The following is a 23,299-nucleotide window of genomic DNA, read 5'->3' on the forward strand; positions in this document are numbered from 1 at the left end:
ACCCGGTGCGGCCGGCCACGCCCCCAGTGCAGGCGTTCGGGTCGAGGTCGGCGGTCATGGCCCCCGAGCCGGCCGGGCATGTCGCCGTGTCGTACGACGCGGCTTCCGGCTGGTCGACTGTGTGCCCGCGGCCACCGGCCTGCCGGCGAGGCCCGTGCCCGGGGGCGGGTTCAGCGGGCGCCGGGGCCAGGCGGTTGATGTGGGAGCGGTAGGCGGTCGTCTCCTCCTCGGCCAGGACGCGCCGTCCGGGCCCGGGCGGCGCGGGCGGTCACTCATCGGCTTTCAGGAGCACGTCGAACATGGTGCCGGGGAAGCTGAGCATCGACTGGCCCTGACGCAGGCAGGGTTGTCCATCGGCAACCGCCCGCGGGGCGTCGGCCCGGCCCCCGCCGCTCCGCAGTCCCCGGCCGAGCGGGCGGCCGGCACGCCGGCCGCCCTGGAGACCGTGGCGGTCCGGGTGCCGGTGATCGACGCGGCCCTCGCGTTCCTGGAGGAGTTGGAGAAAGGGACGGCCGATCCGGCCGTACGGCACACGGCCGCCACCACGGCGCGGCTCCTGCGCGAGGCCCGGGAAACCGCCGGCCCCGGGCAGATGGCCGACTGACCGGCACGGTGCCGGGCGTCCGCCGAGGTCGGCTCCCCCGAAGGCTGCGCCCCCGCCCGCCACGGCCGGCATCACCGCCCTCGCTCTCACCCACGCCACTACCTGGGCCACCGCCCACTGCCGGCACGCCGCCCAGCCCACCGCCGACCGCCCCGACGGCGCCGTCGTCGTCACCACCACCTCCGACCAGTGGACAAGCCAGCCGGTCCGCGTCCTGGACCTCATACCCTGAACCACGCGGACGACGTGGACCGGGACCTGATCGCGCGCTGCGGCGGACGGAGCATCACCGGCTCGGGTTCGCGCTCCAGCTGTGCACGGTGCGATACGCCGGCGTGTTCCTGGAGGACCCGCTCGCGGTGCCGTGGCCCGGTGATCGAGCACCTGGCCGTGCACCTCGGCATTGAGGGCCCGTCGGTGGTCAAGCGGTACGCGGAGCGGCCTCAGACGCTGCACGACCACGCGTGGGAGGTCCGGAACGCCTACGGCTACCACCCCTGGGAGGACGCCGAGTGGGGCCGGCGGTTCCGAACGTTCCCGTACGGGCGGGCGTGGACGCACGCCCAGGGCCCGAAGGCGCTGTCCGACCACGCGGTGGGCCGGCCGCGCCGTCACCGGGTGCTGCCGCCCACTGACCCAGGCCGTCCCGGCCGGTGGGCGACCGGCCGGGACGGCCCGCCGTCCGAGGCCCGGGCGTCGGCTCGATCCCTACTGGTCACCGCTCCCGCTCCCCGTCAGGATGGGCGTCAAGAGCAGAAGGACGGTGGCACCGGCCGGGGCCGGTCGGGCTCCGGGAGTTGGCGACGACATGCCGTTACGCATCCACTTCACCATGGAGGACCTCGCGCGGACCCGTGTCGCAGACGGCCCTGCGCCCTGCATGGAGCTGACCTCCGCCACACGCCAGCTCCAGGAACGCTCGCACCGGGTGCGGCTCGGGGCCTGGCGCCACCGCACCCTCTCCGCCCTGCATCCCGCCTCCCGCATGGCCCTCACGCTCATGCCCCCGAGGGGAAGGATCACCGGCTTCCTCAGCGGCGCGGCCGGCGCGACCCCCGCCGAACTGCTCGAACAGATCCGGTCCACGCCTCGGGCCCGGCTGCGGGCCAGCCTGGAGACCACCGCCCGGCACCAGCCCCTGCCCAGCTGGGCCCACCGCCTGTCCGACGAACCGCTGCTGCTGCGCCAGTTGTGCGACAGCCTTGAGCACGTGGCCGAACACGCCCTCGTCCCCCACTGGCAGGAAGTCCGGGCCATGACAGCGGCCGATGCCGCCGTGAGGTCCCGCCAGATGCTCAACGGCGGCGTCGAGACCCTCCTCGGACGCGTCAACCCACGCTGGATCCGCTGGCGGGCGCCCGTCCTGGAGATCACGACCGTCTCCGGTCTGGACGCCGACGTACACCTGGCCGGACGGGGGATGCTGCTCCAGCCGTCGGTGTTCGCCGCCGAGGCCCCGATCATCGACCTCGACGCGATACCCCAACCCGTCCTCTCCTATCCGGTGGCCCGGCTCCAGGAGACGGCGATCGCCCCGCTGTTCGCCTCCTCCCCGCCCACCGACGGCCGGACGGCGTCGGCGGTCGACGCCGTCGGATCCGCGCTGGGCCACACCCGAGCTGCGGTGCTCAGGGCCATCGCCGGGCACCCGGGCTGCTCGACCCAGCAGCTCGCCGCGCTCGTCGGCATCGCCAAGGCCAGCGCCAGCGAGCACGCCACGATCCTGCGCAACGCGGGCCTCATCGACACCCACCGAGAGCACCGGACGACCGCGCACGTCGCCACACCCACAGGCATCGCGCTGCTCAACGCCCCCTCCGGGCGCTCCTGACAGGTCCCGGTTCGGGATCACTGGTAGGCGGACCCGGCCATCAGGTCGGCGGGCGCTCGGGGCATTCGGGGTGTTCGCGCGTTACTCGCGGCCAGGGTGCGGGGCCGCGGCCGGGAGCCAGGTATCCGGCGGCTGCCGGTTCGAAAAGGCACCCGGCTGTGTGGGCGTGAGGCACAGCGTTCGTGGCCGGAAGGGCGGTTCTGCGAGTTCTTGGGGGGGCAGAGCCGGGGGCGGCCGCAGCGTCGGGATGTGCAGCACGGCAGGCAGGGCCGGGTACGCCGGGCATCAGCGATCACCGGTCCGGTTACCGGAAGTCCACCGTCCGCTCGTTCGATGTCGCTTGGCCATTCTATGTTCGAGTTCTGCGTTTCTCGGTGAGGAGGCCCCGTGCACTCGCACGAGGAGAAGTCCCGTTCCGATGCCCCCGGCGGCCCACGCCGGGCGACGCGTGCCGCTCCGTCGGGGTTGCAGGCCAGCATCGGTAACCAGGCGGTGGCCAGGATGATGCGCGCCGCCCGCGAGGCGGAGGAGGACGAGCACCAGCAGGAGCACGTCGGCGAGTGCGAGCAGACCGTCCAGCGCCCGGATACCGGTGTCGCCGCGCACATGACGGCCTTCCCGGGAGGGCTGTTGGGCTTGCAGGCCACTGTCGGTAACCAGGCAGTGGCCAGGACGGTGCGTGCCGCCCGCGAGGCGGAGCGGGGCAGACACCAGCCCGCTGGGGGCCCCGGGCAGGCAGTGCAGCGTACGCATACCGGGGAAGGTCCGCGCGTTCCCGAGCGCTCCGATGTCGAAGCTGGCCTGCTGGCGCCCGGCCGTCCTCTGGATCCGGGGGTGCGGGCCCGTAAGGAGGAGCAGTTCCAGGCCGACCTGTCCAGTGTGCGCGTGCACACCGGCGCGGCCGCGGAGCAGGCTGCCGCCGCTGTCCAGGCACGTGCGTTCACGGTGGGGCAGGACATCATGATCGGCAGACAGGGCAGTGATTCCCGCACCCTGGACCACGAACTCACCCATATGATCCGTAACCAGCACAAGTCCTCGGTCGGGCATCAGACAGGCGGCGGGTTCCACATGACCCACCCGCACGACCATGAGGAACGCGAGGCGGAGTCGAACGCCGCGCGGATGAGCTCGGGCGGCGCCAGCACGGTCCGGGGACCGGGCCTCGCCGGTAACGTGCCGGTGCAGCGCTCGGAACACACGCCCGGGGAACCGCCGCCGGCCAGGAGCCCCGGGGCGCCGGCTGCACGAGCGTCGCGGAACGGCGGGCACCTTCCGCTGGTCCAGCGCGCGTCACCGGGATCGGACAGCGACATCGAACTCGACGACCTGCCGGTCCACATACCCCAGGCGGCACCACCGCAGCAGGACACGGTCATGCACGACGCCCCGGCCACCCAGGCGCCGGGGGAGACGACGCCGAGGAGCCGGCAGGGCAGCCACGTGCGCAGGACCGGAAGGATGCCTCCCGGCTACTCGGAGAGGCAGAAACAGATTTCCCAGCGCGAGGCAGAGGTGAGGTTTCTCGACAGGATCGCCCGCATCCTCATCGCCGGCGTGGAGGGCGCGCCGCGCCCTGACGGCCAGAAGCCGACGCCCCATATAGCGGTCGTCCTGCGAAACGGTGTGCTGCACGCGTCCCCGAACACGGACGTGCCGTTCACAGGACCTCAGAGGGTCCGGGCGGACGCGCTTCTGCGTCACGCTGTGCGGAATTCAGTGCCGCCCACCGACTCCGTTCCGGAGGACCGTCAGGAACGTCACCTGCGCGACACGCACAAGATCGCCGCCTTGGTGGACGGGAGTTACGACGACGAAGGCCGCATGACGCCTTGGATGGAAGCGGCGAGGGCAGCGGTACAGCGGGGCGTCACCTGGGATGTGCAGATGGGAAACAGGGCGGAACGCCCCAGAGGCGGGGGCTTGCACGCCGAGATGAGAATGCTCCAGTCCATCATCGCGGACCGCGCGCGAAACGGACCAGTTCCCGAGGGAGAGGAAGAGAAGGTCCGCCTCGGAGGTTCCAAGATGCCGTGTCTCCTGTGCCACTGGGTCATCGACGCGGTCAATGTGGTCATCGGCCAGGCGCACGGGTTCACGGTCGTGGCGACGCAGACACACAGCCGCCCCTACCCCTGGTTCCTGCCCCCTTGGCTGTTCGACGGAACGGCGCACATGGAGAAGGTCCGCCGAATGGTCATGGCGAGAGTGCAAGGGGACCGCCGCCTTGAAGCAAAAGGTCGGAAGATCGAAGTGAAGGGCACCCCGGCATCAACGAGCGAGGACCCGCCGTGGTCCGACTCCGAGTACGAGCCGGAGTGACGGCCCCCGCCGGCCCCAACGCGACGGGGAGGGTTCAGGCGGGCCAGGGCCGCTGAGTGCCTGATGAGGTACCTCCAAAGCGCAGGTCGGACGTCGGACCAGACATGTGACGTCAGGGGCGGGAGTGCCGTTCCTGGGCGGTATCTCGGATCCCTGGAGCTGTACGTCAGGGCCACAACGGGCCGCGCGGCTGGAGGCTCCCGCGTTGTCGCGGTCTGCCGCTCCACCACCTCCAAGGGTGCGGGGCTCACGGACGAGGCGCCCGTCTCCGGCCTCAGGCAACCGGCACCTGCTGGGTCGGCCGGCCTTGGCGACCTCAGATGCGGGCCGGTTCGTCCTCTTCGTAGTTCGCCAGCGCGAGTCCGAGGGCGAAGAAGGTCGGCGCCCACTCGCCGACGAAGATGCCCCACCGGTCTGCCCGGTCCATGCCCCGGCCCTCGGCCTTCAGCGATCCGAGCCACGAGACGACCGTCAGCCCGATCGACGCGAACCCGGCGCAGTAGGCGTGCTCGGCCTTCAGGCCCTTGTCGTGCAGCATCTTCACGATCATGTGCATCCTCCAGACGCTCATGGGGACCCCCGCGTTCCACCCTGCGGGGCGCTTCGGCCGGGCGCATCCCGGGCACCCGGCCGCCCGCGCCGGCGAGGGCACTCGACGGCCTGCTCACCGACGTCACGGGTGCGGACCGTTCCACCGGACACCGCGCCGGCCGGCATCCGGGGCGCTCTTCGCCGCTTCGGCCGCGACCCTGCCGGGCTGGCCGCGGGCGGATCGAACACGGCTCCGCCGGGAGCGGGCAGGGCCCCTGGCCGGCCGGGGGCGTCGATCGGGCGGTGGGGCGGAAGGGTAGCGTCGGGGAGACGAATGGAGACTCATGCCGCGTACGTTCACTGTCAGTGACAGCATCCTCATCTATGCCGACCGGGCCGCCATCTACCGGCAGGTTTCGCAACCTGCCCTCATGGGCCGGTGGAGCCCGGAGAATCGGGGCGCCACCGTGCGGGAGCCGCGGGAGCACACCCGGGTGGGCCTGGTCTTCGACGGACACAACAAGCGCGGCGCCGTCCGCTGGACCACTCGCTGCACGGTGACCGCGGCCGACGAGGGCCGGCTCTTCCGCTTCCGCGTCCACGCCATCGGTCTCAAGCGGCCCCGCCTGCGGGGCCCGATCGCCACCTGGGAGTACCGCTTCGAAGAGGCGGAGGGAGGCACCCGGGTCACGGAGACCTGGACGGACGACCGCCGCAAGTGGCCCGATTTCGCGGCCAACGCCTTCGACCGGATCGTGACCCGCGGCCACACCTTCGCCGACTTCCAGCGGCAGAACATCAGGACCACCCTGCGCAACCTCAAAGCAGCCATGGAGAGCCCGCCGCACAGCCCCGAGACGTGAACACCCGCCGGGAAGGCGCGAGAGCGCGCGCCTGACGTCCCCTCCTCAGCGGAACAGTGGCGCCTTCTAGACGAAGGCGGCACTCACCCGTCGGCACCGGCCAGACAGCGTACGCAGACCCCAGCCCCCTGCCGACCGGTTACCGAGGCGCGATCGACACCACTTCCGACTCCGCCCCGGCGGCCGGGGCCCTGGGCCAAGATGCCCGGTCCGGACGTTGGGGCGATCCGGCGCGGTCCCGGCGCCCGAGATGGCCGGCGCCGATCCGGCGCCCCGCAGGGGCCGCCCGGCCGCCACCGTACGCCCGCCGCGCTTCAGGGCGGCCCGGCTATTCCGGCGGCCCCGGCCACCGCAGAGGTAATGGGGTGGCAGACGGCTGCGCTCCGGGAGCCGTCCCGGCGGGCCTGATGCCGGGAAGCACCGTCCCGGGGAACCGCCGCCGGGCGCACCGAGCCACCCCGTTTCCGTGATCCCGTCTGGCTGTTGGGCTGGCCCTGAACCACGTCCCAGCGGGCAGTTCGTGCCTGCGGGAGGTCCGTACGCCGGGTCCGGAGGGCGGGGCGGCCCGGCGGCTCGCTCGGTCTGCGAGTCGAGCGCCGGTGCCGCCGGCATGCGGCGGTCGGTGAGAGTCCGAGCTGACGGAGGAGTGCGCCCGGTGCGGTGGCCGTGTCTTCGGGCCGGGGAACGCCCAGGGCGCGTGGGCAAGACGGCGTGGGCAGCGGCCGGCTTTTGGAGGGGCGGGACGGCCCGGCGGCCCGCGCGGTCCCCGCCTAGCCGAGCGCCAGTGCCGCCGTCGGCACTGGCGGACGGCGTGAGGCCGGGCAGAAGGCGGAGTCCGCCCGGGGCGGCGGCCGTGTCTTCGGCCAAGGCAAGGGACTTGGGGCCGGGTGCACTTGGGGGGTCGGGCTGCTGGAGGCCGGGCCGTGTGCGGTGTGCGGCCCCCGACGGCTGGCCGAGGTCCTGATCGGCGAAGCCGGTCTCCTCGCGGCAGCTTGATCGGGCCGACTTGACCGACTCGCTGACCTGGGAGCGGTCGGCCCGCCGGCCGTAGAGGACGCTGCCGCGCACAACGCCTTCCTGGCCCCAACTCCGCCTGGACGTCGCACCAGCCACCCCGGCCGTCGGCGCGAAGCTGTGCTGGAGCGCGCCGAAGCTGATCGCGGTGGCCAACGAGCGGGTGCGGGGTGCGCCCGTCCGCGCCGTCCGTGTCCTGGCGTCCGCGCCCGTGACGGCCGGCTCCGTCACGGCGTCCGCCGCCCCCGCCCCGCCGTCGGCCTCCCCCGCCAGGCCGGGCCGCGAGCGGCCCCGCCGGAGGGCTACCGCCCCGGCGGGGAGCGGCGACGCCCAACCCGATCCGCCGTGCGCTGCTGGGGACCAACCCCCGCCCGGGCGGGGAGCGGGTCCCCCACCGGTCGGGGCCAGGACCGTGACGTGCGGACCAACCCCGCCCGCGCGGGGCCGATGCCCTCCTCATCCGCAAGGACATGAACCAGCTCGGAGCACCCCCGCAGGCGCGGGGCCGACGCGAGCACCCGCGCGCGGGTGGACTTCAACCAGGGAGCACCCCCGCAGGCGCGGGGCCGACACTTGTTGAGCTGGGCTGATGCTAGCAAGAGGCCGTGTTTTCATTCACTTGGATTCGCTGCCAACCGAGCACTATGCCGCCGTCATCGCCGCCTTCGCGGCAGGACGGCCAGTCAGCGGCTTGAGCGTGGTGGCGTGCGATGTCGTGTCCAAGGTTGTTCGCCTTCGGCCGGGAAGGACCGTGCTCAGGGTGCCGCCGGGCCGGCGGCCGTGCCCAGTGCCGGTGGTCGCGGCCGCCTGCGACCCCGTGCTGCCGGGTGCCTCCGCGAGCGAGCGCCGGGTGGCCGCCGGCTGGCAGGTGCACCGGGACGTGACCGCGCAGGCGCCGTACGGCTGTCGAGCAGCAGCTGCACCAGGGGAGGAAGGCGGAAGCGTGGGCCAGGGCCGGCCGGTGGGAGCAGGCCCGGGAGCAGCAGGCCGCCGCGGCTGGGGCGCGTGCCGACGTCGTCGGCCGCGCAGCCCGGCCGGCGACGTCGTGGTCGGGCCGGTGGCCCCGGCCGTGCTGCCCGGGCCGCGCCCGGTCGTCGCCGTCGCCCCCGCTGCGGAACCGGAGTTCGCCGACGTCGACGACGGCCAGGAGCTGGTCCTGGGGGAACTTACCCGGGAGCAGTCTTGGACTGGCGCGACCGCGCCGCCGCCGACCACCAGCTGGTCTTCGGGCACATCGACCGGGACGGCGAGCTGTCGGCGCAGCGCCTGGTCACCCGGGCGTTCGTCGCCCGGGTGCAGCGCCTGGCCGGCCTGGGCACCTGGAGCGGCGGCGAGACGTCCGGCGTCAACCTGGCCCGGGTCCGGGCGGGGAGCGGGCCGCCTGGTCGGCCAGCGTGATGTCGTCCTCCGCTGTCCCGACGCCCCGGCCGAGCGGGCGGCCACCGCGCCGGCCGTCCCCGACACAGCGCCGGTCCGGGTACCGGTGATCGACGCAGCCGTCGCGCTCCTGGAGGACCTGCGGGAGCGCGACGGCCGATCCGGCCGTACGGCACACGGCGGCCACTACGGCGCGGCTTCTGCGCGAGGCATGGGAAACCGCTGGCCCCCGGGGGGATGGCGGGCTGACCGGCGCGGGGTCGGCCGCTCCGTCCCCGGGGGAGCGGGCGTACGTGGCGGCCCGTGCGGTGACGGGGTCTCAGGTGTGCGGTGCACTATTGACTCGGCGGGGGTGCCGGCTACCTCCAGCAGCATCGGTTCGTGCTCCATCCGTAAGCCCGGCACCCGGCGACCGGCTGGCAGGTGCCGGGGGAGGCGGTCGGCAAGGACCTGTACGGAGGCGGGTCTCACCAGTGCTGGGCCCGGGCTGTCCGCCGGCTCCGGGCCTGCCCGCCGCAGGGACTCCAGCAAGACTCCAGTCAGCAGGCCAGTGCCAAGTTTTCCCAGCCCATGTCCACCCAGTGCTCAGTACTGGCGGGCGTCCGGGGGGCCCTGCGCATTCGGGCGCCCGCCGGTGGACTGGCCGTGCTGAAACGGTCTGGAGAGGTCGGCCCGGGCGCGGTCTCCCGCAGCCGGATCCGTGTGGTGACCAGCGAGCGGCCCGGGAGGGCGGCGCGGACGCCGCTCTCCGTTGAGGTCTTCAACGGGCCAGCCAGGGCGGTGGTGAACTTTCCGGTGTCACGGTAGGCCGCCAGCTCGTCGGCGATACGGGCGCGGACCCGCGCGGTGGTGCCGCTGATCCGTTTGAGCGGCCGCCGGGGGCTTTGGGGCTGAAGAGGAGAGGAGAGGGAAGGAGTGCGCTCGTGCATCGGTGTCGATGGTCCCGTACTCGCCGATGGCCTCCACGATCAGGAAGGGTTGAGTTCATGTCGCAGGTTGAGGAATCCATCGAGGTCAAGGCCCCCGTCCGCGCCGTCTACAACCAGTGGACTCAGTTCGAGGACTTCCCCCGGTTCATGGACGGCGTCGAGCGGATCGAGCAGCGCACCGAGACCCTCACCCACTGGAAGACGAAGATCGCCGGGGTGGAGCGGGAGTTCGACGCGGAGATCACCGAGCAGATCCCCGACGAGCGGGTCGCCTGGACCAGCATCGGCGGGGAGGCCCGGCAGGCCGGTGTCGTCACCTTCCACCGCATCGACGACACCACCACCAAGGTCATGCTCCAGCTCGACCACGACCCCGAGGGCCTGGCCGAGGCCGTCGGCGACAAGCTCGGCTTCGTCAAGCGCCAGGCCACGGGAGACCTGAAGAGGTTCAAGGAGTTCATCGAGTCCCGCGGTGGCACCGAGACCGGCGCCTGGCGCGGCAACGTCTGACCCCCGGCCAGCCCCGCCCGGACGCCCTGGGCCGGCACACGACAGTGGCGGCCCGACCGCCATCTCGTATCGACGTGGAGCCCGGGTCTGCCGGGCTCCCGGCGGATGAACTTCCCGTGCGGGTCACCGTCGGTTCGCCGCTCTGCTGCTCCCTTCCGCCAGGCCCTCCTGCGGGCAGTCCGGCCGATCGGACCGGGCGCCCCGGCCGGCCCAGGGGTGCGCACTCGGCGGCCGGAGCGGTGAGGAACCCCCCGACGTCGCAGTGGGCCGCAGGCTCGTCGGCGGTCCCGGCCGCCCCCCTCAGCGGCATCCCGTGCTCTATCCGTACGTCCGGCACCACGCGTCCGGACGAGCGAACGCCGGGCGAGACGGGGGCATGGGCCGTGGGGGGCGGTGCTTACCGGCGCGGTGCCGGGTGCCGCCCGTCGGCTCGGTGGCTCCCGGGGGCCGGCAGGCGGGCTCGGCCGACCGCTTGAACTCCGGCGCGCGGTCCGGCACGGCCAGTGCCGGCACCTGATCCCCGACTGGTGCTGCGACACCCGGGGGGGAGTGTGGGGTGGTCGGTGTCGGCGGTCATGGTTCCTCGGCCGTCGTGGCGTCCGGGCCCGCCGGGCTCCCGGCCGGCGGACTTCCCGCGCGGGTTCACAGGCGGTGGGCCGCACTGCCGTCCCGTTCCACCGGGCCCTCCTCCGGGCCGTCCGGCCGGCCGGGGCCGGGCGAACGGCCGGCCCGGAGGGACGCGGCTGAGGTGCGGCCGGACTGCGCAGGCGGCCGTCCGGCGTGGCGGCACCCGGCCGGGCGCAGCACACGGCCGCAGCGCGCCTCTGGAGGAGCGGTGGGCAGCCGTCGCCCCCGAGCGGACTCCGGCCGGCCGACTGTCCCCTCGGGATCGCCGGTCCCCGGGGTGCTCCTATGTATTTGGTCAAGGTCCAAGGCCAGTAGGTTCGTGCGGTCAAGGGCGGGTCGAGCCGTAGGGGTGTGTATGAGTGACAGCCAGGTGACGATCAAGCTCACGAGTGACGAGGCACTGGTGCTGTCGCACTGGCTGGAGAAGCTCCAGATGACGGACCTCAGCCGCGTTGTCGACGATCCGGCGGTCTGGGCGCCGATCCATCGGATCGCAGGAACGCTCGACAAGGCGCTTCCTGAGCTGTTCGCAGCGGACTATGACCAGCGGCTTGAGGCGGCTTGTCAGCGGCTTCGGCCGGAGGACTGATCGAGCAGTCTGGACTCTCCTCACCTGACCGTAGCGGGTTGGGGCTCGTAGAAGGTTCCGTCGCGGAGCATCGCGAAGAGGACGTCGGCCCGGCGCCTGGCGAGGCAGAGGTCGACCCCGCGCCCGCGGAGCAGTCGGCCGCCTCGGCGGCCAGGTCGCCGAACCCGCTTCGCGCTCCGGCCCGGCGGACTGGACCGCTCGGCCCGGGGCCTGCGTTGAGCCGGCGACAGGCCCTGACCCGCCGCACGGCACGCCGCCGCGGCGCACCCTCCCGCCCGGGCCGGCCCGGGCGCCGGTCGGCTGCCGGGCACCGCCCGGGCGCGGGCCTGCGGCGCTGGGCCCGCGGTCCGTGGGGGCGGGAGCAGATGGCTGTCGCCACGCTGGTGACCGCGGTGGTGTGGACGGTTCTGGCCGGTCTGGTGCGCTGGCTCGCCGCCCACCCGCTGGTGCCCGCGCTCCTGGCGGGCGCCGCCCTCAGCGCGGGTGCGGCATGGTTGTGGCGGCGCCGGGAGCAGGTCCAGGCTCGGGGGCTGCGGTATTCGCTGCCCCAGATCGATGCCCTGCACCACCGGGACTTCGAGCACGCGGTGCGCGACCTGATGCGCCGCGACGGCTGCCCGGACGCGGTCCAGGTCGGCGGCGCCGGTGACGACGGCGCGGACGTGAAGGCCACCGATCCCTACGGGCGGCTGTGGGTCATCCAGTGCAAGCACCGCGCCGCGGGCTGGGAGGGGGCTGCGATCGGCACCCCGGACCTGCACGTGCTCAACGGCACCGGCCGCCCATCCACGGCGGCGACGTCATCGTCCTGGTCACCAACGGCCGCATCACCGACCGCGCCGTACGGCTCGCCGCCACCCAGCGCCTGCACCTGGTCGACCGCCACCTCCTGGCCCAGTGGGCCGCCGGCTCCACCCCGATCTGGAACCTCCTGCGCGTCATCCCCCCACCGCGCCGGCCCCCACACCGCTGCTGAGCCACCACCCGGCCCCACCGACTTCACCGGCCCGAGCCGACGGAGACCCGAGATGAACCGACTTCGACGTAATCGGTGGATTCTCACGCCGATCAAGGAGGGGCTCCGCAAGAAGGACTGGAACCGCTGAACCAGACGAGCATCACGACCGGGACCCGTTCGTCGTCTGCAAGGGTGAATCCGGTCCGGGGCCGTATCGCCGCGCGCTCGGGCCGCCGTACGGTGAGCGGTTGCAGGCCAGAGGCCCGGAGACAGGTGTGGAGGGCAGAGCAGTGGAAAAGACACCGGAGCGGTGGACGACGACCGTTCACGACCAGGAGGTGGAGCTGCCGTCCACGATCGCGGGCGTCCGCGCCGCCCTCCCCGAAGGCCAGCGGGCCGCGTTCGACACCGAGATCGGCACCACCCCCGGCCCGGACCTCCCGCTCCGCCTGGCGATGTGGGCCCTGCGCACCGTCCAGGGCGCGATCGAGGAGATGGACGACCAGGTCGACCGGCTCCGCGCCGGCGACTACTCCGGCGTCACCATCCTCGACGACCAGGACGGCGAGGCCGCCTGATGGCCTACAGAATCGCCTACGCCTCGCAGGCAGATGCCGCCCGCCGACGGCTCCCCGCGCAGCGCCGTTCCGCGCTGGACAAGGCCATGAAGTCCACGATCGGCGCCAACCCCTACGGGCACGGGTCGGTGGAGACCAAGCCCGGCGAACGGGACTACCGCGAAGTGACCATCGCCGGAGCCGACGCGATCGTCGTCTACTACGTCAGCGCACCCGACGTCCTCACCGTCACCGCGGTCAAGCTCATCACCTTCTAGCGCCAGTGCCAGCGCGGCGGCCGACCGGGCCGGCCGGCACCACCCACCCCCGACCGGTGGAAAGGCCAGCCGGTCCGCGTCCTTGACCTCACACCCTGAACCCCGTCCGGGCCCGGGCTCGCCGCTCAGCGGGACCGTGCCGGACGGCAACCGGCTGGGCCGCGTGGAGGTCGGGGCGGTCACCGCTTGCGGTTGGCGGCTTTCGTGGCCGTCGACTGCGCGCGGGGAGGGGACCCGGACGCGGCCGACTTGCCGGAGGGGTTCTTCGCGGCCGAGGACTGCACCCGGGAGACGCCTTCGCCGTCATCGGGGTCTTCTTGCCGTTGCCGCTCATACCGATCACCTCACCCATACCCTCCGTCGGCAGGCAGCAGCCCGCACCCTCGGCGCCCCACCCGGTCTCCGCGCAGGCGGAGGTGGGGTGGAGGCCAAGGCCCGGTGCGGCGAGCCGGGCGCCCGGTCTCTGCCCGGGCGGAGATGAGGCGTTCGCGCGGTAGGGCAGCGCCGTCGCCGGTGCCCTACCGCGGGCGCCGGCGCCGGTGCCCGGCCTGCGCGCGTGGGCGGGCGGTGGTCGGTGCCCGGGACTTCCCGCCGTGCCGCGAGGAGCGCCGGGCCGACCGGCGTGCCCTGTGCTCCACAACCGCAGCCGCCGAAGACACCGCGCATTCGGGGCCGGGGCCCGGCGACGTCTACGACGATCAGGAACTGGTCCTGCGGGGAGCTCACCGGCAACCAGCTCCTGGAGGGACGCCGTCGCGCAGCTGCCGATGACCAGCCGGTGGTGGGCGGCCATCGTCCCCGAGCCGGTCCGGCAGGCGGGCCGTACGGCTGGCCGCCTCCCCCGCCAGTCCTGGCGCCCGCCGCGGCGGCGGAACTGCTCGCCGCGCCCGCCGGACCGGCGCGTCCCCAGGGCCCCGGGGACGCCGCCTCGGACCACGTACGCTCGTCGCGCGGCCGGGAGGCGACGCCGCTCCCTCGGGCGAACCCGTCTATCGCGGCTGGTAAAGCGGCAGACCGCAACCATGTGAGAGCTGTCCTGCCGGCCGCTTAACGAGCCCGATGCCGCACCGGACGATGCGCCAGCCCCGGCATCGGTTCACCTCCGCTCGCGCGGAGAGCGGGCTTACTGAGCTGGTGGCCGGCTCAGGCACCGGCTTTCCCCGGACGCACCTCACCAGCCTCCGGCTCACCCGACGGGTAGGCTGCCCAGCCATAACATCGCCGACCGAACAACACCCGCCCCAGTCGCTGAGCACCAGTCAAGTATTTGCAAAGCCCCGATAACAGCCCAAGTCGGAAAGCCCGCTCTCCGCGCAGGCGGAGGTGAACCGGCCAGGCTCGGGGTGATGACCTCGTCACCGACCCGCTCTCCGCGCAGGCGGAGGTGAACCGCCCACCGTGCCCGCCGGGTGCACCACGATCACTGCTCTCCGCGCAGGCGGAGGTGGACCGTCGCGAACGCTGGGCAGGCGGGTGCCATAGCGCCGGTCTCCGTGCAGGCGGAGGTGGACCACCCGTAGACCACCGGTCCGGTCCGTCCCCGCTCCGGTCTCCGCGCAGACGGGTGGGGCCGAGGTCAAGGCCCGGTGCCGCGAGCCGGGCGCCGGGTCTTCGCGCGGGCGGAGGTGAGCGTCTGTGCAGTACGGCAGCGCCGTCGCCAGTCCCGGTCCGCGCGCATGGGCGGGGAGGGTAGTCCGGTGCCTGGGCTCCGGCTTGCCCTGCGCGTGACGGACCAGCCACGGCTGGGTACTGCTCGTCCCCGGCCGCCGGAACTATCCACTGTGCCGCGAGGACCGTCAGGCCGACGCCGTGCCCAGTGTCTACGCCGCAGCCGCCGGAGACGCCTCGGTTTCGGAGCCGTGTCCCGGCGGCATCTACGACGGTCGGGAGCTGGTCCTGGGGAAAAGTCCTCCCCGGACCAGCTCCCGGAGCGTCGCCGCGTCGCCGTCGCCCATTAGCCGGTGGTGGGCGGCCCACGCCCCCGAGCCGGCCGGCAGGCAGTCCGTACGGCGCGGGCTCCGGCCGACTGACCGTGTGCCCGGAGTCCGCCGATGAGCGGTGAAGGCCCGGCCAGAGCAAATCCGGGGCACCACGGCCGCGAACACACCGACGGACCGTACGACTACTGGCGATCTCCGCCAGCCCTGGTGCCCAGCGCGGTGGCGGAACTCATCGCTGCACCCGCCGTACTGATGCGTACCCGGGGGGCCGCCCTCGGAGCGCCATGCGCTCGCCCCGCAACAGGAGGTGACACTGCCCCTGCGGGTCAACCCGACCATCACGGGTGATGGAGCGGCAGACCGCGACGATGTGGGAGCTGGCCTGCCAGGCATTCCCCGAGCCCGATGCGCCGGTTCACCTCCGCCTGCGCGGAGAGCAGGTGCTGCGCCCCGTCGGCCGCCCCACTCCCTCGGTTCACGTCCGCGCCCGCGTGGCACCGTCGCCTGCCCACCTTCGCCCGCGCGGAGACCGGTCCTCGAATTGCGTGCTCTTCCTGCGGTTCCCACACCTTCATGCCCATGCTGCGTAACGGTCACGTATAAGCGCCCTCGGTCGCGCCGCTCCGACCGATTCTCTTCCACGATCATGTCGTTCTGGGGCCATGGGTCGCTCTCAGGTGCTGAAGGCGAGGTAGCTGGCTGTCGTGAGTCCGGAGAAGGTGATGAGCTGGCGGGGCTTGAGGCAGGTGAAGGCGGTGTGCATGGCGATGCCGGCGGCGACGGCGTACGGCATGGTCCGGGGGAAGAGCATCGCGGGCGGCAGGACGGCCTCCAGGGTGATGACGGTGGCCGCCACCAGGCGCCATAGACGGATGTCGCGGGGGGTGAGGTTGCCGGTGTGGCGGCGAACGACGCCGGGGACTGCGAATTGGTGGCGGTAGGGCAGCTGGTCCCGGAGGCGGTCAAGGGTGTGGATCCACTGGGCGAGGTAGAGCCCCGAGCGGAACTGTGGGGAACGGAGCTTCTGCCAGGCCGAGTTCCAGTAGAGGTCTGTGGTGATCAGAACGAGGAGGCACTGGGCCCAGGTGTTCGCGGTGCTGGCCCCGTGCCGGACGGCCGGCCCGGTGCCGAGGTCGCCGGCGAGCAGAAGGGCTCCGCCGGCGAGCAGGGTGTAGCGGACGGCGTTGGGGCTGCGCAGGTAGAGCAGTTCCATGGCGGCGCCGGTCAGGACGAACGCGAGCGCCAGGCGCGGGAGGAGGCCGGCGGTGAGGGCGGGAGCGGCGGCGGTACGGGCGATGAGCACGGGCCGGTAGGCGGTGGTCAGCAGCCGGGCGCGGGCGGCGCCGAAGCGCTGGGCGGCAAGGCGGGTGCTGAGTGAGCCGGGGGTGAAGCGGTCCCAGCCGCCCTGGCCGAAGGCGAGGGCGAAGCGGGCGGTGAGCACCGCGCCGAACACGATCCGGAAAGTGTGCAGGCGGGCGGGATCGGTCGTCGTCTGGAAGCCGGAGGCCAGGGTGTCAAAGAACCACACGGCTCGCCGTCACCTCCAGCGGGTGCTCGCCGCGGGCGGAAAGGACGCGGCCGTGGCCGTCGATCCGGGTGTATCCGCCGCTGGCGGTGAGGTGATCGAGGATGGTCTGGAGTTGCGGCGGCCCGAGGATGAACGACCCCGGGGAGAGATGCTCGTAGACGTTGACCGGCTGGGTGCGGCCGTCGGGCCTGGTGCCGGTGAGCGTGACATGGGTGAAGGTGGCGCGGCAGAACATCTTCCACCGCAGCCAGCGGCCGGGCAGCGGGGTGAACCCGGTGATCATCCACGCCACCAGGACGATGGTGATCGTGAACTGGACGGCGGGCAACGTGAATGCGGGCATGGCGGAAGCCTCCATGGCCGGAGGGTGAAGGAGGGGGTGGACGCCACCCGGCGATGGTGGCGGGGGCGCCCGGGGATCAGCGCTCGGGCTTGGGGGGCCGCTGCATCAGCGCGGCCGCTGCCTCGTCCAGGGTGATCTTCTGGTGCAGCAGGGCGGCCATCACCTCGGTGATGGGCATCTCCACGCCGTGCGCGCGGGCCAGTTCCAGCACGGCGTCGGCGGACTTGACGCCCTCGGTGGTCTGCCGGGTGGCGGCCGTGGCCTGCTCGACCGTCATGCCCTGGCCCAGGTGGGCGCCGAAGGTGCGGTTGCGGGAGAGCGGGGAGGAACAGGTGGCCACCAGGTCACCGAGGCCGGCGAGACCGGAGAAGGTGAGCGGGTCGGCGCCCATCGCCAGGCCGAGGCGGGTGGTCTCCGCCAGGCCCCGGGTGATGAGCATCGCGCCCGCGTTGTCGCCCAGTTCCATGCCGGCGGCGATACCGACGGCCAGGGCGATGACGTTCTTCAGCGCTCCGCCCAGCTCGCAGCCGACCACGTCGGGGCTGGTGTAGGGGCGGAAGTAGGGGGTGTGGCAGGCGCGCTGAAAGCGGCGGGCTGCGGCGTTGTCGGGGCAGGCGATGGTGGCGGCGGTCGGCCGGCCCGCCATGATCTCGGCCGCCAGGTTCGGGCCGGAGAGCACCGCGACCCGCTCGGCGGCCATACCGGTCACTTCGGTGATGATCTGGCTGGCCCGCAGCCCGCTCGTCTGCTCGATGCCCTTCATCAGCGACACGATCACCGTGCCGGGGGCGATGTGCGGCGCCCAGGCGGCCAGATTGGTGCGGAGGGTCTGGGCCGGAATGGACAGGACGAGGAAGTCGGCTCCCTCAAGGGCGGCGGGCGGGTCGGTCGTCGCGGTCAGGGAGGCGGGCAGCTCTATGTCGGGGTGGTAATCGGGGTTGCGGTGGCGGCTGTTGATGCCGGTGGCGATCTCGGGGCGGCGGGCGTGGACGGTGACCGTGGTGCCGGCGTCCGCGAGGACCTTGGCCACGGCGGTGCCCCATGACCCGGCCGAGAACACCGCCGCGGTGGATCGGTGCGTCACAGGGGCGTCCTCTCGGGAGCGGCGGGCCGGGCGTCGGGCTCGCCGGTCGGCGACATCGTACCGGCCGCACCGGCAACCGCCCGGCCGCTGCCAGGCGGGTCCGCCGGGGGACGGCGCAGGGTCAGCAGGACCGCGCGCCGCCCGGACAGGGTAGGGAGCATCCGGTGGGCCTCCTCCAGCATGTGGCGGGCCGGCACCTCACCCACCTCGGCGCGCAACCGGTCTGCGTGGGTGATCCACAGCCGATACAGCCGCTGCCACATGCCGGGCTCGCCCGGCCGTTCGTCCACGTGTTCCACCATCAGCCCGGCTGCCCGCGCCTGTTCCTCCCACGTGGGGGCGGTCCCGGAGCGTACGGCCCGGGTGAGCAGCAGCCGGCCGCCCGGGGCCAGGGCGCGGCCGAGTTCGTGGACGGCCGCGTCCCGGTCGGTGACGCGGCCGAGGGCGTCGACGCAGATGATGCCGGCGGCCGAGGCGAGGGTGAGGCCGGGGTGCTCCAGGTCAGCGATGTGGAAGGCGGCCCGGCCGGAGTGGAGGCCGAAGCGGGTGCGGCGGCGGGTGGCCTGGGTGACGGCTACCGAAGAAAGGTCGAAGCCGGACAGGCGGCAGTTCAGGGCGCGAGTCAGCCACAGGCCGATGCCGCCGGTGCCGCAGCCGGCGTCCACCAGCAGAGCACCAGGACTCATACGAAGCCGGGCGGTCATCAGTCCGAGCAGGGGCCAGTCGCAGGAACTGGAGGCGCAGACCTCGGCGGGATGGTCCGCTCCCATCGCCTCGGCGTAGAAGCGGGCGACCAAGGTGGTGCGGGCGCGGGCGGTGTGGAAGGCGTCGTACGGGGCCGCCCGGGACGGCACCCGGCCCGGGGCCGACTGAGCGCCGGGACCCGGGCCGGGCGGGATGACCGGGATGAGGCCGGTCCGGGGACCCGGGGTGTTCGTGGTGGCGGGGTTCATCGGGGCATCGACCTCCTGAGGCGGGAGCGGGCGCCGGGGCAGACGATCTGCACCGCGTGGACGGGCCCGCCCGGCGCGGACAGGTCCAGGGCCACCGGCTGGTGGCCGGTGACGGCCGCGACGCGGCCGGCCACCGCGGCCACCTGCGCGGCGAAACCGCTCAAGGCGGGGGCGAACTGCTCGGTGGCCTGCGGCCACGGCACGAGCCCGGTCGTGGTCGCCGGACGGAACAGGACACGGCCGGCACTGCCGGTGTCGGTGGGCAGGTCGTCGCGGGTACCGGCGACGGCGGCCAGCCGGGACTGCACCGCCTCGCTCACCGCCCGGCTCAGCGCGATGCCCGGGTCGATGTGGCAGCCGCCCCCGGCGAAGACGACCGGGTAGTCCTCGGACCACAGGTAGGCCGCACACACCGGCAGCCCGTACGGGCCGGCGACCAGCGCGACCTCCAGCTCCATGCCCGCGGCCGCCAGCCGGTCGAGCATCTCGCGGCCGTACGGGTCGTCCACCGTGGCCGGGTCGATCAAAGTGCGACACCGGCCACCGGACACCGCGTCCCGGTACAGCACATCACGCTCCACCACCTCCAACAGCCCGTGCAGCCGCGCCTCGTCCCGGGTGTTGCCGACCGCCAGGCCGGTGCTGGTGGTCCGCAGCAGGTCCGGGGCCCACTCCGACCGCTGCGCCCGGCGGCGCACCAGGCCCACCGGCAGCAGCCGCCGCAGGCCGTCGACCAGACCGGTGCCGGGCGTCCACTCCCACACCACCCCGGCCAGCACCCGCCCGGGGTGAGGCACGATCAGCGGCAGCGCGGCCACCGGACAGTCGGGGGCGACCTCGGCGGCCGGGCCCCGGGCGGCGACGGGGAGCGGCTGCTCGACGTGCCACAGCTCGACCGCCTCCAATACGGCCGACAACTTCGCCAGCAGGGCGGTCGCACCCTTGCCCAGTGAGGTGGTCAAGGTCAGCGACGCGGGCCGGACCGCCGTCCACACCGGCAGCCCGATACAGTCGAGGCCGGTCAGGTCCGCGACCCGGGTGATACCGAAATCGGGCAGCAGCCCGGCCAGCGCCTCCCATGTCTCCTCCGGCGTCCGGGCCCTCACCGTGCCCGGCAGGACCACCCACTCCTCAGCCCCCGGCACAGGACACCTCCACCCGCCTCCCGGCCGTCCCAGCCGCGACGTCTTCCAGCAGCCCGGGCACGAACCGCCGCAGCGCATCGACGGCCCGGGCCCCGCTCACCAGCCCCCGCGCGGACGCCGTGACGTCCAGTCGCTCGGGTGAAACCCGCCACTGGTGCAGGAGCAGATGACAGGCGAGGTCCTCGCGCACCGCGCCCACTGTGAACCCGGGCCGCGAACGGCGAGCCCAGGCATGCGCGTCGGCGTACCGGGCGACCGCCGCGCGGTCCTGCCCGCTCTCGCCCGCCAGCAGCCGGGCCACGGTCTCCTCGTCCCGCAAGTCCAGACGCGGATGGAAGACCTGGTGCGCGGCCATGCCGGTGGCACCGGCTTCAGCCAGCCGCCGCCCCAGCGGCACCCCGGGACCGCCGTCGGTCGGATGCAGGGAACAGTGGGCGAGGAAATCCGCCCACCGGCCGGGGAACTCCGGGTCGAACAACTGCTGGTAGAGCACCCGGTCCTCGGTGGACAACGTCAACCCCCGTACGACGGTGCGCAGCGCGGCGTTGGACCAGCGCAGGAAGTACGGCGTCCGCCACACCGGCACCTGCCCGGCAAAGCCCGGCGCGCCCGTCCCGCCGCCGGTCGCTGCCACCCGCACGGCCTCCAGCGCATCGGCGCGCTTCACGTCACCGAAATACCGGTCACGCTCGCGCTGCCCGTCCAGCCATCGGACGAACCCGTCCTGCCCATGGCGGCGGCATACCGCCCGGACGGCGCTCCAGGTCCGTTGCGGGTAATAGACCGCTCGCAGCGCCGTCAGCAGCCCGCCCATCCACTCGCCGTCCAGCACCCCGGCCTCCCGGGCCAACTCCAGCACATGGCGCAGGTTCACCAACGGCCACGTCAGAGCCTCGTAGTCACCATCCGGGGCCTGGCCGACGGCCACCTCGTCATCACCGGTGATCTCCCCCCGGGCATAGGCGGCGTGGACCCGGCCCACCCCGAGCATCCCGAAGGGCGCGAGTTCCACCGCTCGCAGCGCGCCGATGCTCGCCGCTCCGATCACCCGCGCCCCCGATCCAGCGCGGCCAGGATCTCCTTGTGCCGCAGCGCCGGGGCCTGGTGATACACCCCGTCGATCAGCACCACCACGTCCCCGCTCCGAATCGCCGGCGCGAACAGGTCTCCGTGCCGGGCCGGCGGCCACACCCGCACCCCCGGTGCGCACAGCTCCGGCTCCGAACGTGGCAGCGTCGGCCTCACGAACACATGCCTCATCGCGTCCTCCTGACGAGCGAAAGAGAGAAACAAGGGAGAGCGGCCCCCTGCGGCCGGGCACCGGACGGGACACCGGCCGCAGGGGTCACCAGAACGGGGCGGCAGACGGCTACTCCTCGTCCTCGACGTCGACCGCGATGACGACGGGGCCGGCCATGTCCCCGTTCTCCTCCATCTGCACCGCCTGGGCCTGCTCGGACGTGGGCACCATGAACGCCTCCTTCACAAGGGATTGGGTGGAACGGCCCACCGCGCGGAAGCCCGTGGCAGCCACGGGCGGGCCGGTTCGACCATCCTCCGGGCCGGGCACCCCTCAAACAGGGGCCGGCGAGGGGTGCGATTTCCCGGCGGGGGGCCGCTTCGGAGGGCCACCATGGGACGGCAGCAGCCGCCGGTGGAAAGGTGCCTCATGCTGGATCACGAGCGGATCGGAATCGGGGCTCTCTTACGTGCCGCCCGGCAGCAGGCCGGCCGCACCCGCCGGGAGCAAGCCACACTCGTCCAGGACACCCATGGCTCCTGGTTCGACCCGGACAACATCAAACGGTGGGAGACCGAAAGACGACTGCCCACCCCCGTATGGCGCCCGGCGCTCGCCCGCGCCTACGCCCTGACGCCCGACCAGATCGACCGCGCCGTCGCCACCTCCCGGCGGGCCCGGCGCACGAAGGAAGGGAACGACGACGTGGACCGACGCCGATTCATGGAAACCGCGACCGCCGCCCTCGGCGCCCTGCCCGGCATCTCACGGGCCCGCGACGGGATCGACACCGCCCTGACCGGCACCGACGCCGGCGACATCGCCTACCTGACCAGCGCCGCCGAGCGGCACCAAGGCGGCTACCGCGGCCGCTCCCCCGACACCGTCCTCGCGGAAATGGAACGCGACCTGGTCCTGCTGCGCGAGGTACTGACCCGTCCCCATCCCGCCCGGCAGCGCGCCGAGCTGGCCCGCACGACCGCCGGCGTCGCCGGACTGGTCGCCATCATCCAGCACGACCGCGGCGACCAGGCCGACGCCCACCGGTGGTTCACCACCGCCGCCACCGCCGCCCGGGAAGCGGGCGACCGGCGGCTGACCGCCTGGGTCCTCGCCCGCCACGCCATGGTGCCCCTCAACTACGGCGCCCCCGCACAGGCCCTCCGACTGGCCCAGCAAGCCCGCCGCGCCGCCGGACCCACACCAACCGCCCCGGCCGCCCTCGCCACCGCTGTCTGCGCCCGCGCCCTGGCCGCCGCGGGCAACCACGCCACCGCCCGGGCCGCCATCACCGAGGCCGAAAACCTGTCCCAGCGGCTCGACACGACGGCCGCCGCCGACACCTGGGCCGGCTACCCGCCACAGAAGCACCTCGTCCACCTCAGCCAGGCGTACACCCTCCTCGGCGACACAGCGGCCGCGTACGCCGCCCAGGACACCGCCCACACCCTGACCAGCACCTCATCCGTCATGACCCGCGCCCTGCTCACCATGGACACCGCCACCTGTCACGCCCACGACGGCGACCACCAGACGGCCGCCGACACCGCGACCGCCGTCCTCACCGGACTGCCACCCGGCTTCCGCACCGGACTGGTCCACTCCCGCGCCACACAGCTGTGCCACACCCTCACCGGCCGCCCACACACCCAACTCATAGCCGCCCTCCGGTAAGCCGGAGCAGGACCTCTGCCTGGCCACACCCGGCTCGATGGCCAACCGCCTCCGCCTGGGCGGGGAGTGGGGCGGCTGGTACGGCTACGCGGGCGCCGGGGTGGGAGCAGCCCCGCGTGGGCGGGGAGTGGGCTACCTGACCATTGACTTTAGGGTGGCCCAGCCGGGCTTTCGACCACTTTCACAGTTTCCGGCTTAAGCGGCTTTTCGGTCATCTTCTGTCGGGAGGGGTGATCGAGGCAGCCGTGGTGCTCCGGGGAGAGCTGCCCGGGGAAGCCCGGCCGCCGTTCCCGCCCTGGCCCTGGCCCTGGCCGGGCGGTCGGCTGCATGCTGTGGGTCCTGGCGCCCGGCACGGTCCCGGTACTTGAGCCGGCCAGCGCCGGTCCGGCACAGGTCGGTACG

20 protein-coding genes and 1 pseudogene are annotated in these 23,299 nt (G+C 73.4%); 12 read left to right on the top strand and 9 right to left on the bottom strand.

Translation table 11 applies throughout. The features are described from left to right. Positions 1 to 346 precede the first annotated feature (346 nt). The 4 genes and pseudogenes from NX801_RS04740 to NX801_RS04760 all read left to right on the top strand — a co-directional run bounded on the left by NX801_RS04740 (position 347) and on the right by NX801_RS04760 (position 4,757). Positions 347 to 604, top strand: a complete 258-nt coding sequence (locus NX801_RS04740; RefSeq protein WP_258785625.1) for a hypothetical protein — start codon at positions 347 to 349, stop codon at positions 602 to 604. Positions 605 to 841: 237 nt separating this feature from the next. After that, a pseudogene (locus tag NX801_RS30915) lies at positions 842 to 1,234 on the top strand (DUF4158 domain-containing protein); the annotation flags it as partial. A gap of 178 nt (positions 1,235 to 1,412) precedes the next feature. Then, a complete protein-coding gene (locus NX801_RS04755) occupies positions 1,413 to 2,435 on the top strand; it encodes an ArsR/SmtB family transcription factor (RefSeq protein WP_258785626.1) in 1,023 nt (340 codons plus the stop codon). A gap of 387 nt (positions 2,436 to 2,822) precedes the next feature. Next, positions 2,823 to 4,757 (top strand): eCIS core domain-containing protein, encoded by a 1,935-nt coding sequence (locus NX801_RS04760; protein ID WP_258785627.1) that lies wholly within the window; start codon positions 2,823 to 2,825, stop codon positions 4,755 to 4,757. A gap of 316 nt (positions 4,758 to 5,073) precedes the next feature. Here NX801_RS04760 and NX801_RS04765 read toward each other — a convergent pair whose 3' ends face one another. After that, positions 5,074 to 5,307 carry a hypothetical protein gene (locus tag NX801_RS04765; RefSeq protein ID WP_258785675.1) on the bottom strand — a complete coding sequence of 78 codons (234 nt, stop codon included), beginning with the start codon at positions 5,305 to 5,307 and terminating at the stop codon, positions 5,074 to 5,076. Between the two features lie 325 nt (positions 5,308 to 5,632). Between NX801_RS04765 and NX801_RS04770 the strand changes: the two genes are divergently transcribed. Both NX801_RS04770 and NX801_RS04775 read left to right on the top strand, forming a co-directional pair. Further along, positions 5,633 to 6,151, top strand: coding sequence for an SRPBCC family protein (locus NX801_RS04770; protein ID WP_258785628.1), 519 nt, complete (start codon positions 5,633 to 5,635; stop codon positions 6,149 to 6,151). 2,196 nt (positions 6,152 to 8,347) lie between these two features. After that, positions 8,348 to 8,563: a hypothetical protein gene (locus NX801_RS04775; RefSeq protein WP_258785629.1), complete on the top strand. Its 216-nt coding sequence runs from the start codon at positions 8,348 to 8,350 to the stop codon at positions 8,561 to 8,563. Positions 8,564 to 9,081: 518 nt separating this feature from the next. Here NX801_RS04775 and NX801_RS04780 read toward each other — a convergent pair. Then, the gene (locus NX801_RS04780; protein WP_258785630.1) at positions 9,082 to 9,471 is read right to left on the bottom strand and encodes a hypothetical protein; all 390 of its coding nucleotides are present in this window, start codon (positions 9,469 to 9,471) and stop codon (positions 9,082 to 9,084) included. A 57-nt stretch (positions 9,472 to 9,528) separates the two neighbouring features. Here NX801_RS04780 and NX801_RS04785 point away from each other — a divergent pair, with 57 nt between their 5' ends. The 5 genes from NX801_RS04785 (at position 9,529) to NX801_RS04805 (ending at position 12,990) form a co-directional block, all read left to right on the top strand. Then, positions 9,529 to 9,981 carry an SRPBCC family protein gene (locus NX801_RS04785; protein WP_258785631.1) on the top strand — a complete coding sequence of 151 codons (453 nt, stop codon included), beginning with the start codon at positions 9,529 to 9,531 and terminating at the stop codon, positions 9,979 to 9,981. A gap of 982 nt (positions 9,982 to 10,963) precedes the next feature. Further along, positions 10,964 to 11,197 (top strand): hypothetical protein, encoded by a 234-nt coding sequence (locus tag NX801_RS04790; RefSeq protein WP_258785632.1) that lies wholly within the window; start codon positions 10,964 to 10,966, stop codon positions 11,195 to 11,197. A gap of 365 nt (positions 11,198 to 11,562) precedes the next feature. After that, positions 11,563 to 12,303: a restriction endonuclease gene (locus NX801_RS04795; RefSeq protein WP_428986056.1), complete on the top strand. Its 741-nt coding sequence runs from the start codon at positions 11,563 to 11,565 to the stop codon at positions 12,301 to 12,303. 142 nt (positions 12,304 to 12,445) lie between these two features. Then, complete coding sequence (locus tag NX801_RS04800; protein ID WP_258785633.1) at positions 12,446 to 12,733, top strand: hypothetical protein; 288 nt, start codon at positions 12,446 to 12,448, stop codon at positions 12,731 to 12,733. Further along, positions 12,733 to 12,990 carry a hypothetical protein gene (locus NX801_RS04805; RefSeq protein WP_258785634.1) on the top strand — a complete coding sequence of 86 codons (258 nt, stop codon included), beginning with the start codon at positions 12,733 to 12,735 and terminating at the stop codon, positions 12,988 to 12,990. Before NX801_RS04800 ends, NX801_RS04805 begins: the two co-directional genes overlap by 1 nt. 2,613 nt (positions 12,991 to 15,603) lie before the next feature. Here NX801_RS04805 and NX801_RS04810 read toward each other — a convergent pair. The 7 genes from NX801_RS04810 to NX801_RS04840 form a co-directional block, all read right to left on the bottom strand. Next, positions 15,604 to 16,458 carry a hypothetical protein gene (locus NX801_RS04810; RefSeq protein ID WP_258785635.1) on the bottom strand — a complete coding sequence of 285 codons (855 nt, stop codon included), beginning with the start codon at positions 16,456 to 16,458 and terminating at the stop codon, positions 15,604 to 15,606. After that, positions 16,445 to 16,801 (bottom strand): hypothetical protein, encoded by a 357-nt coding sequence (locus NX801_RS04815; protein WP_258785636.1) that lies wholly within the window; start codon positions 16,799 to 16,801, stop codon positions 16,445 to 16,447. The genes NX801_RS04810 and NX801_RS04815 overlap by 14 nt, the downstream gene beginning before the upstream one ends. A 76-nt stretch (positions 16,802 to 16,877) precedes the next feature. After that, entirely contained in the window at positions 16,878 to 17,885 is a 1,008-nt protein-coding gene (locus tag NX801_RS04820; protein WP_258785637.1) for an NAD(P)H-dependent glycerol-3-phosphate dehydrogenase, read from the bottom strand. Then, positions 17,882 to 18,838: a class I SAM-dependent methyltransferase gene (locus NX801_RS04825; protein WP_258785638.1), complete on the bottom strand. Its 957-nt coding sequence runs from the start codon at positions 18,836 to 18,838 to the stop codon at positions 17,882 to 17,884. Before NX801_RS04825 ends, NX801_RS04820 begins: the two co-directional genes overlap by 4 nt. Beyond that, positions 18,835 to 19,983, bottom strand: coding sequence for a YcaO-like family protein (locus NX801_RS04830; protein ID WP_258785639.1), 1,149 nt, complete (start codon positions 19,981 to 19,983; stop codon positions 18,835 to 18,837). The genes NX801_RS04825 and NX801_RS04830 overlap by 4 nt, the downstream gene beginning before the upstream one ends. Beyond that, positions 19,970 to 21,031 (bottom strand): TfuA domain-containing protein, encoded by a 1,062-nt coding sequence (locus tag NX801_RS04835; RefSeq protein ID WP_258785640.1) that lies wholly within the window; start codon positions 21,029 to 21,031, stop codon positions 19,970 to 19,972. The genes NX801_RS04830 and NX801_RS04835 overlap by 14 nt, the downstream gene beginning before the upstream one ends. Continuing rightward, the gene (locus NX801_RS04840; RefSeq protein ID WP_258785641.1) at positions 21,028 to 21,243 is read right to left on the bottom strand and encodes a hypothetical protein; all 216 of its coding nucleotides are present in this window, start codon (positions 21,241 to 21,243) and stop codon (positions 21,028 to 21,030) included. Before NX801_RS04840 ends, NX801_RS04835 begins: the two co-directional genes overlap by 4 nt. Before the next feature lie 409 nt (positions 21,244 to 21,652). Between NX801_RS04840 and NX801_RS04845 the strand changes: the two genes are divergently transcribed. Then, positions 21,653 to 22,897 (top strand): NsdA family TPR-like regulatory protein, encoded by a 1,245-nt coding sequence (locus NX801_RS04845; protein WP_258785642.1) that lies wholly within the window; start codon positions 21,653 to 21,655, stop codon positions 22,895 to 22,897. The last annotated feature ends 402 nt before the right edge of the window (positions 22,898 to 23,299 follow it).

The sequence above is a fragment of the Streptomyces pyxinae genome (assembly GCF_024756275.1).
Taxonomy (GTDB): Bacteria; Actinomycetota; Actinomycetes; order Streptomycetales; family Streptomycetaceae; genus Streptomyces; species Streptomyces pyxinae.

Bases quoted from the DNA above. Each gene is read 5' to 3' on its own strand.
- NX801_RS04755 (WP_258785626.1), top strand. From the start codon at position 1,413: ATGCCGTTACGCATCCACTTCACCATGGAGGACCTCGCGCGGACCCGT.
- NX801_RS04765 (WP_258785675.1), bottom strand. From the start codon at position 5,307: ATGATCGTGAAGATGCTGCACGACAAGGGCCTGAAGGCCGAGCACGCC.
- NX801_RS04770 (WP_258785628.1), top strand. From the start codon at position 5,633: ATGCCGCGTACGTTCACTGTCAGTGACAGCATCCTCATCTATGCCGAC.
- NX801_RS04780 (WP_258785630.1), bottom strand. From the start codon at position 9,471: ATGCACGAGCGCACTCCTTCCCTCTCCTCTCCTCTTCAGCCCCAAAGC.
- NX801_RS04785 (WP_258785631.1), top strand. From the start codon at position 9,529: ATGTCGCAGGTTGAGGAATCCATCGAGGTCAAGGCCCCCGTCCGCGCC.
- NX801_RS04790 (WP_258785632.1), top strand. From the start codon at position 10,964: ATGAGTGACAGCCAGGTGACGATCAAGCTCACGAGTGACGAGGCACTG.
- NX801_RS04795 (WP_428986056.1), top strand. From the start codon at position 11,563: ATGGCTGTCGCCACGCTGGTGACCGCGGTGGTGTGGACGGTTCTGGCC.
- NX801_RS04805 (WP_258785634.1), top strand. From the start codon at position 12,733: ATGGCCTACAGAATCGCCTACGCCTCGCAGGCAGATGCCGCCCGCCGA.
- NX801_RS04815 (WP_258785636.1), bottom strand. From the start codon at position 16,801: ATGCCCGCATTCACGTTGCCCGCCGTCCAGTTCACGATCACCATCGTC.
- NX801_RS04825 (WP_258785638.1), bottom strand. From the start codon at position 18,838: ATGAACCCCGCCACCACGAACACCCCGGGTCCCCGGACCGGCCTCATC.
- NX801_RS04840 (WP_258785641.1), bottom strand. From the start codon at position 21,243: ATGAGGCATGTGTTCGTGAGGCCGACGCTGCCACGTTCGGAGCCGGAG.
- NX801_RS04845 (WP_258785642.1), top strand. From the start codon at position 21,653: ATGCTGGATCACGAGCGGATCGGAATCGGGGCTCTCTTACGTGCCGCC.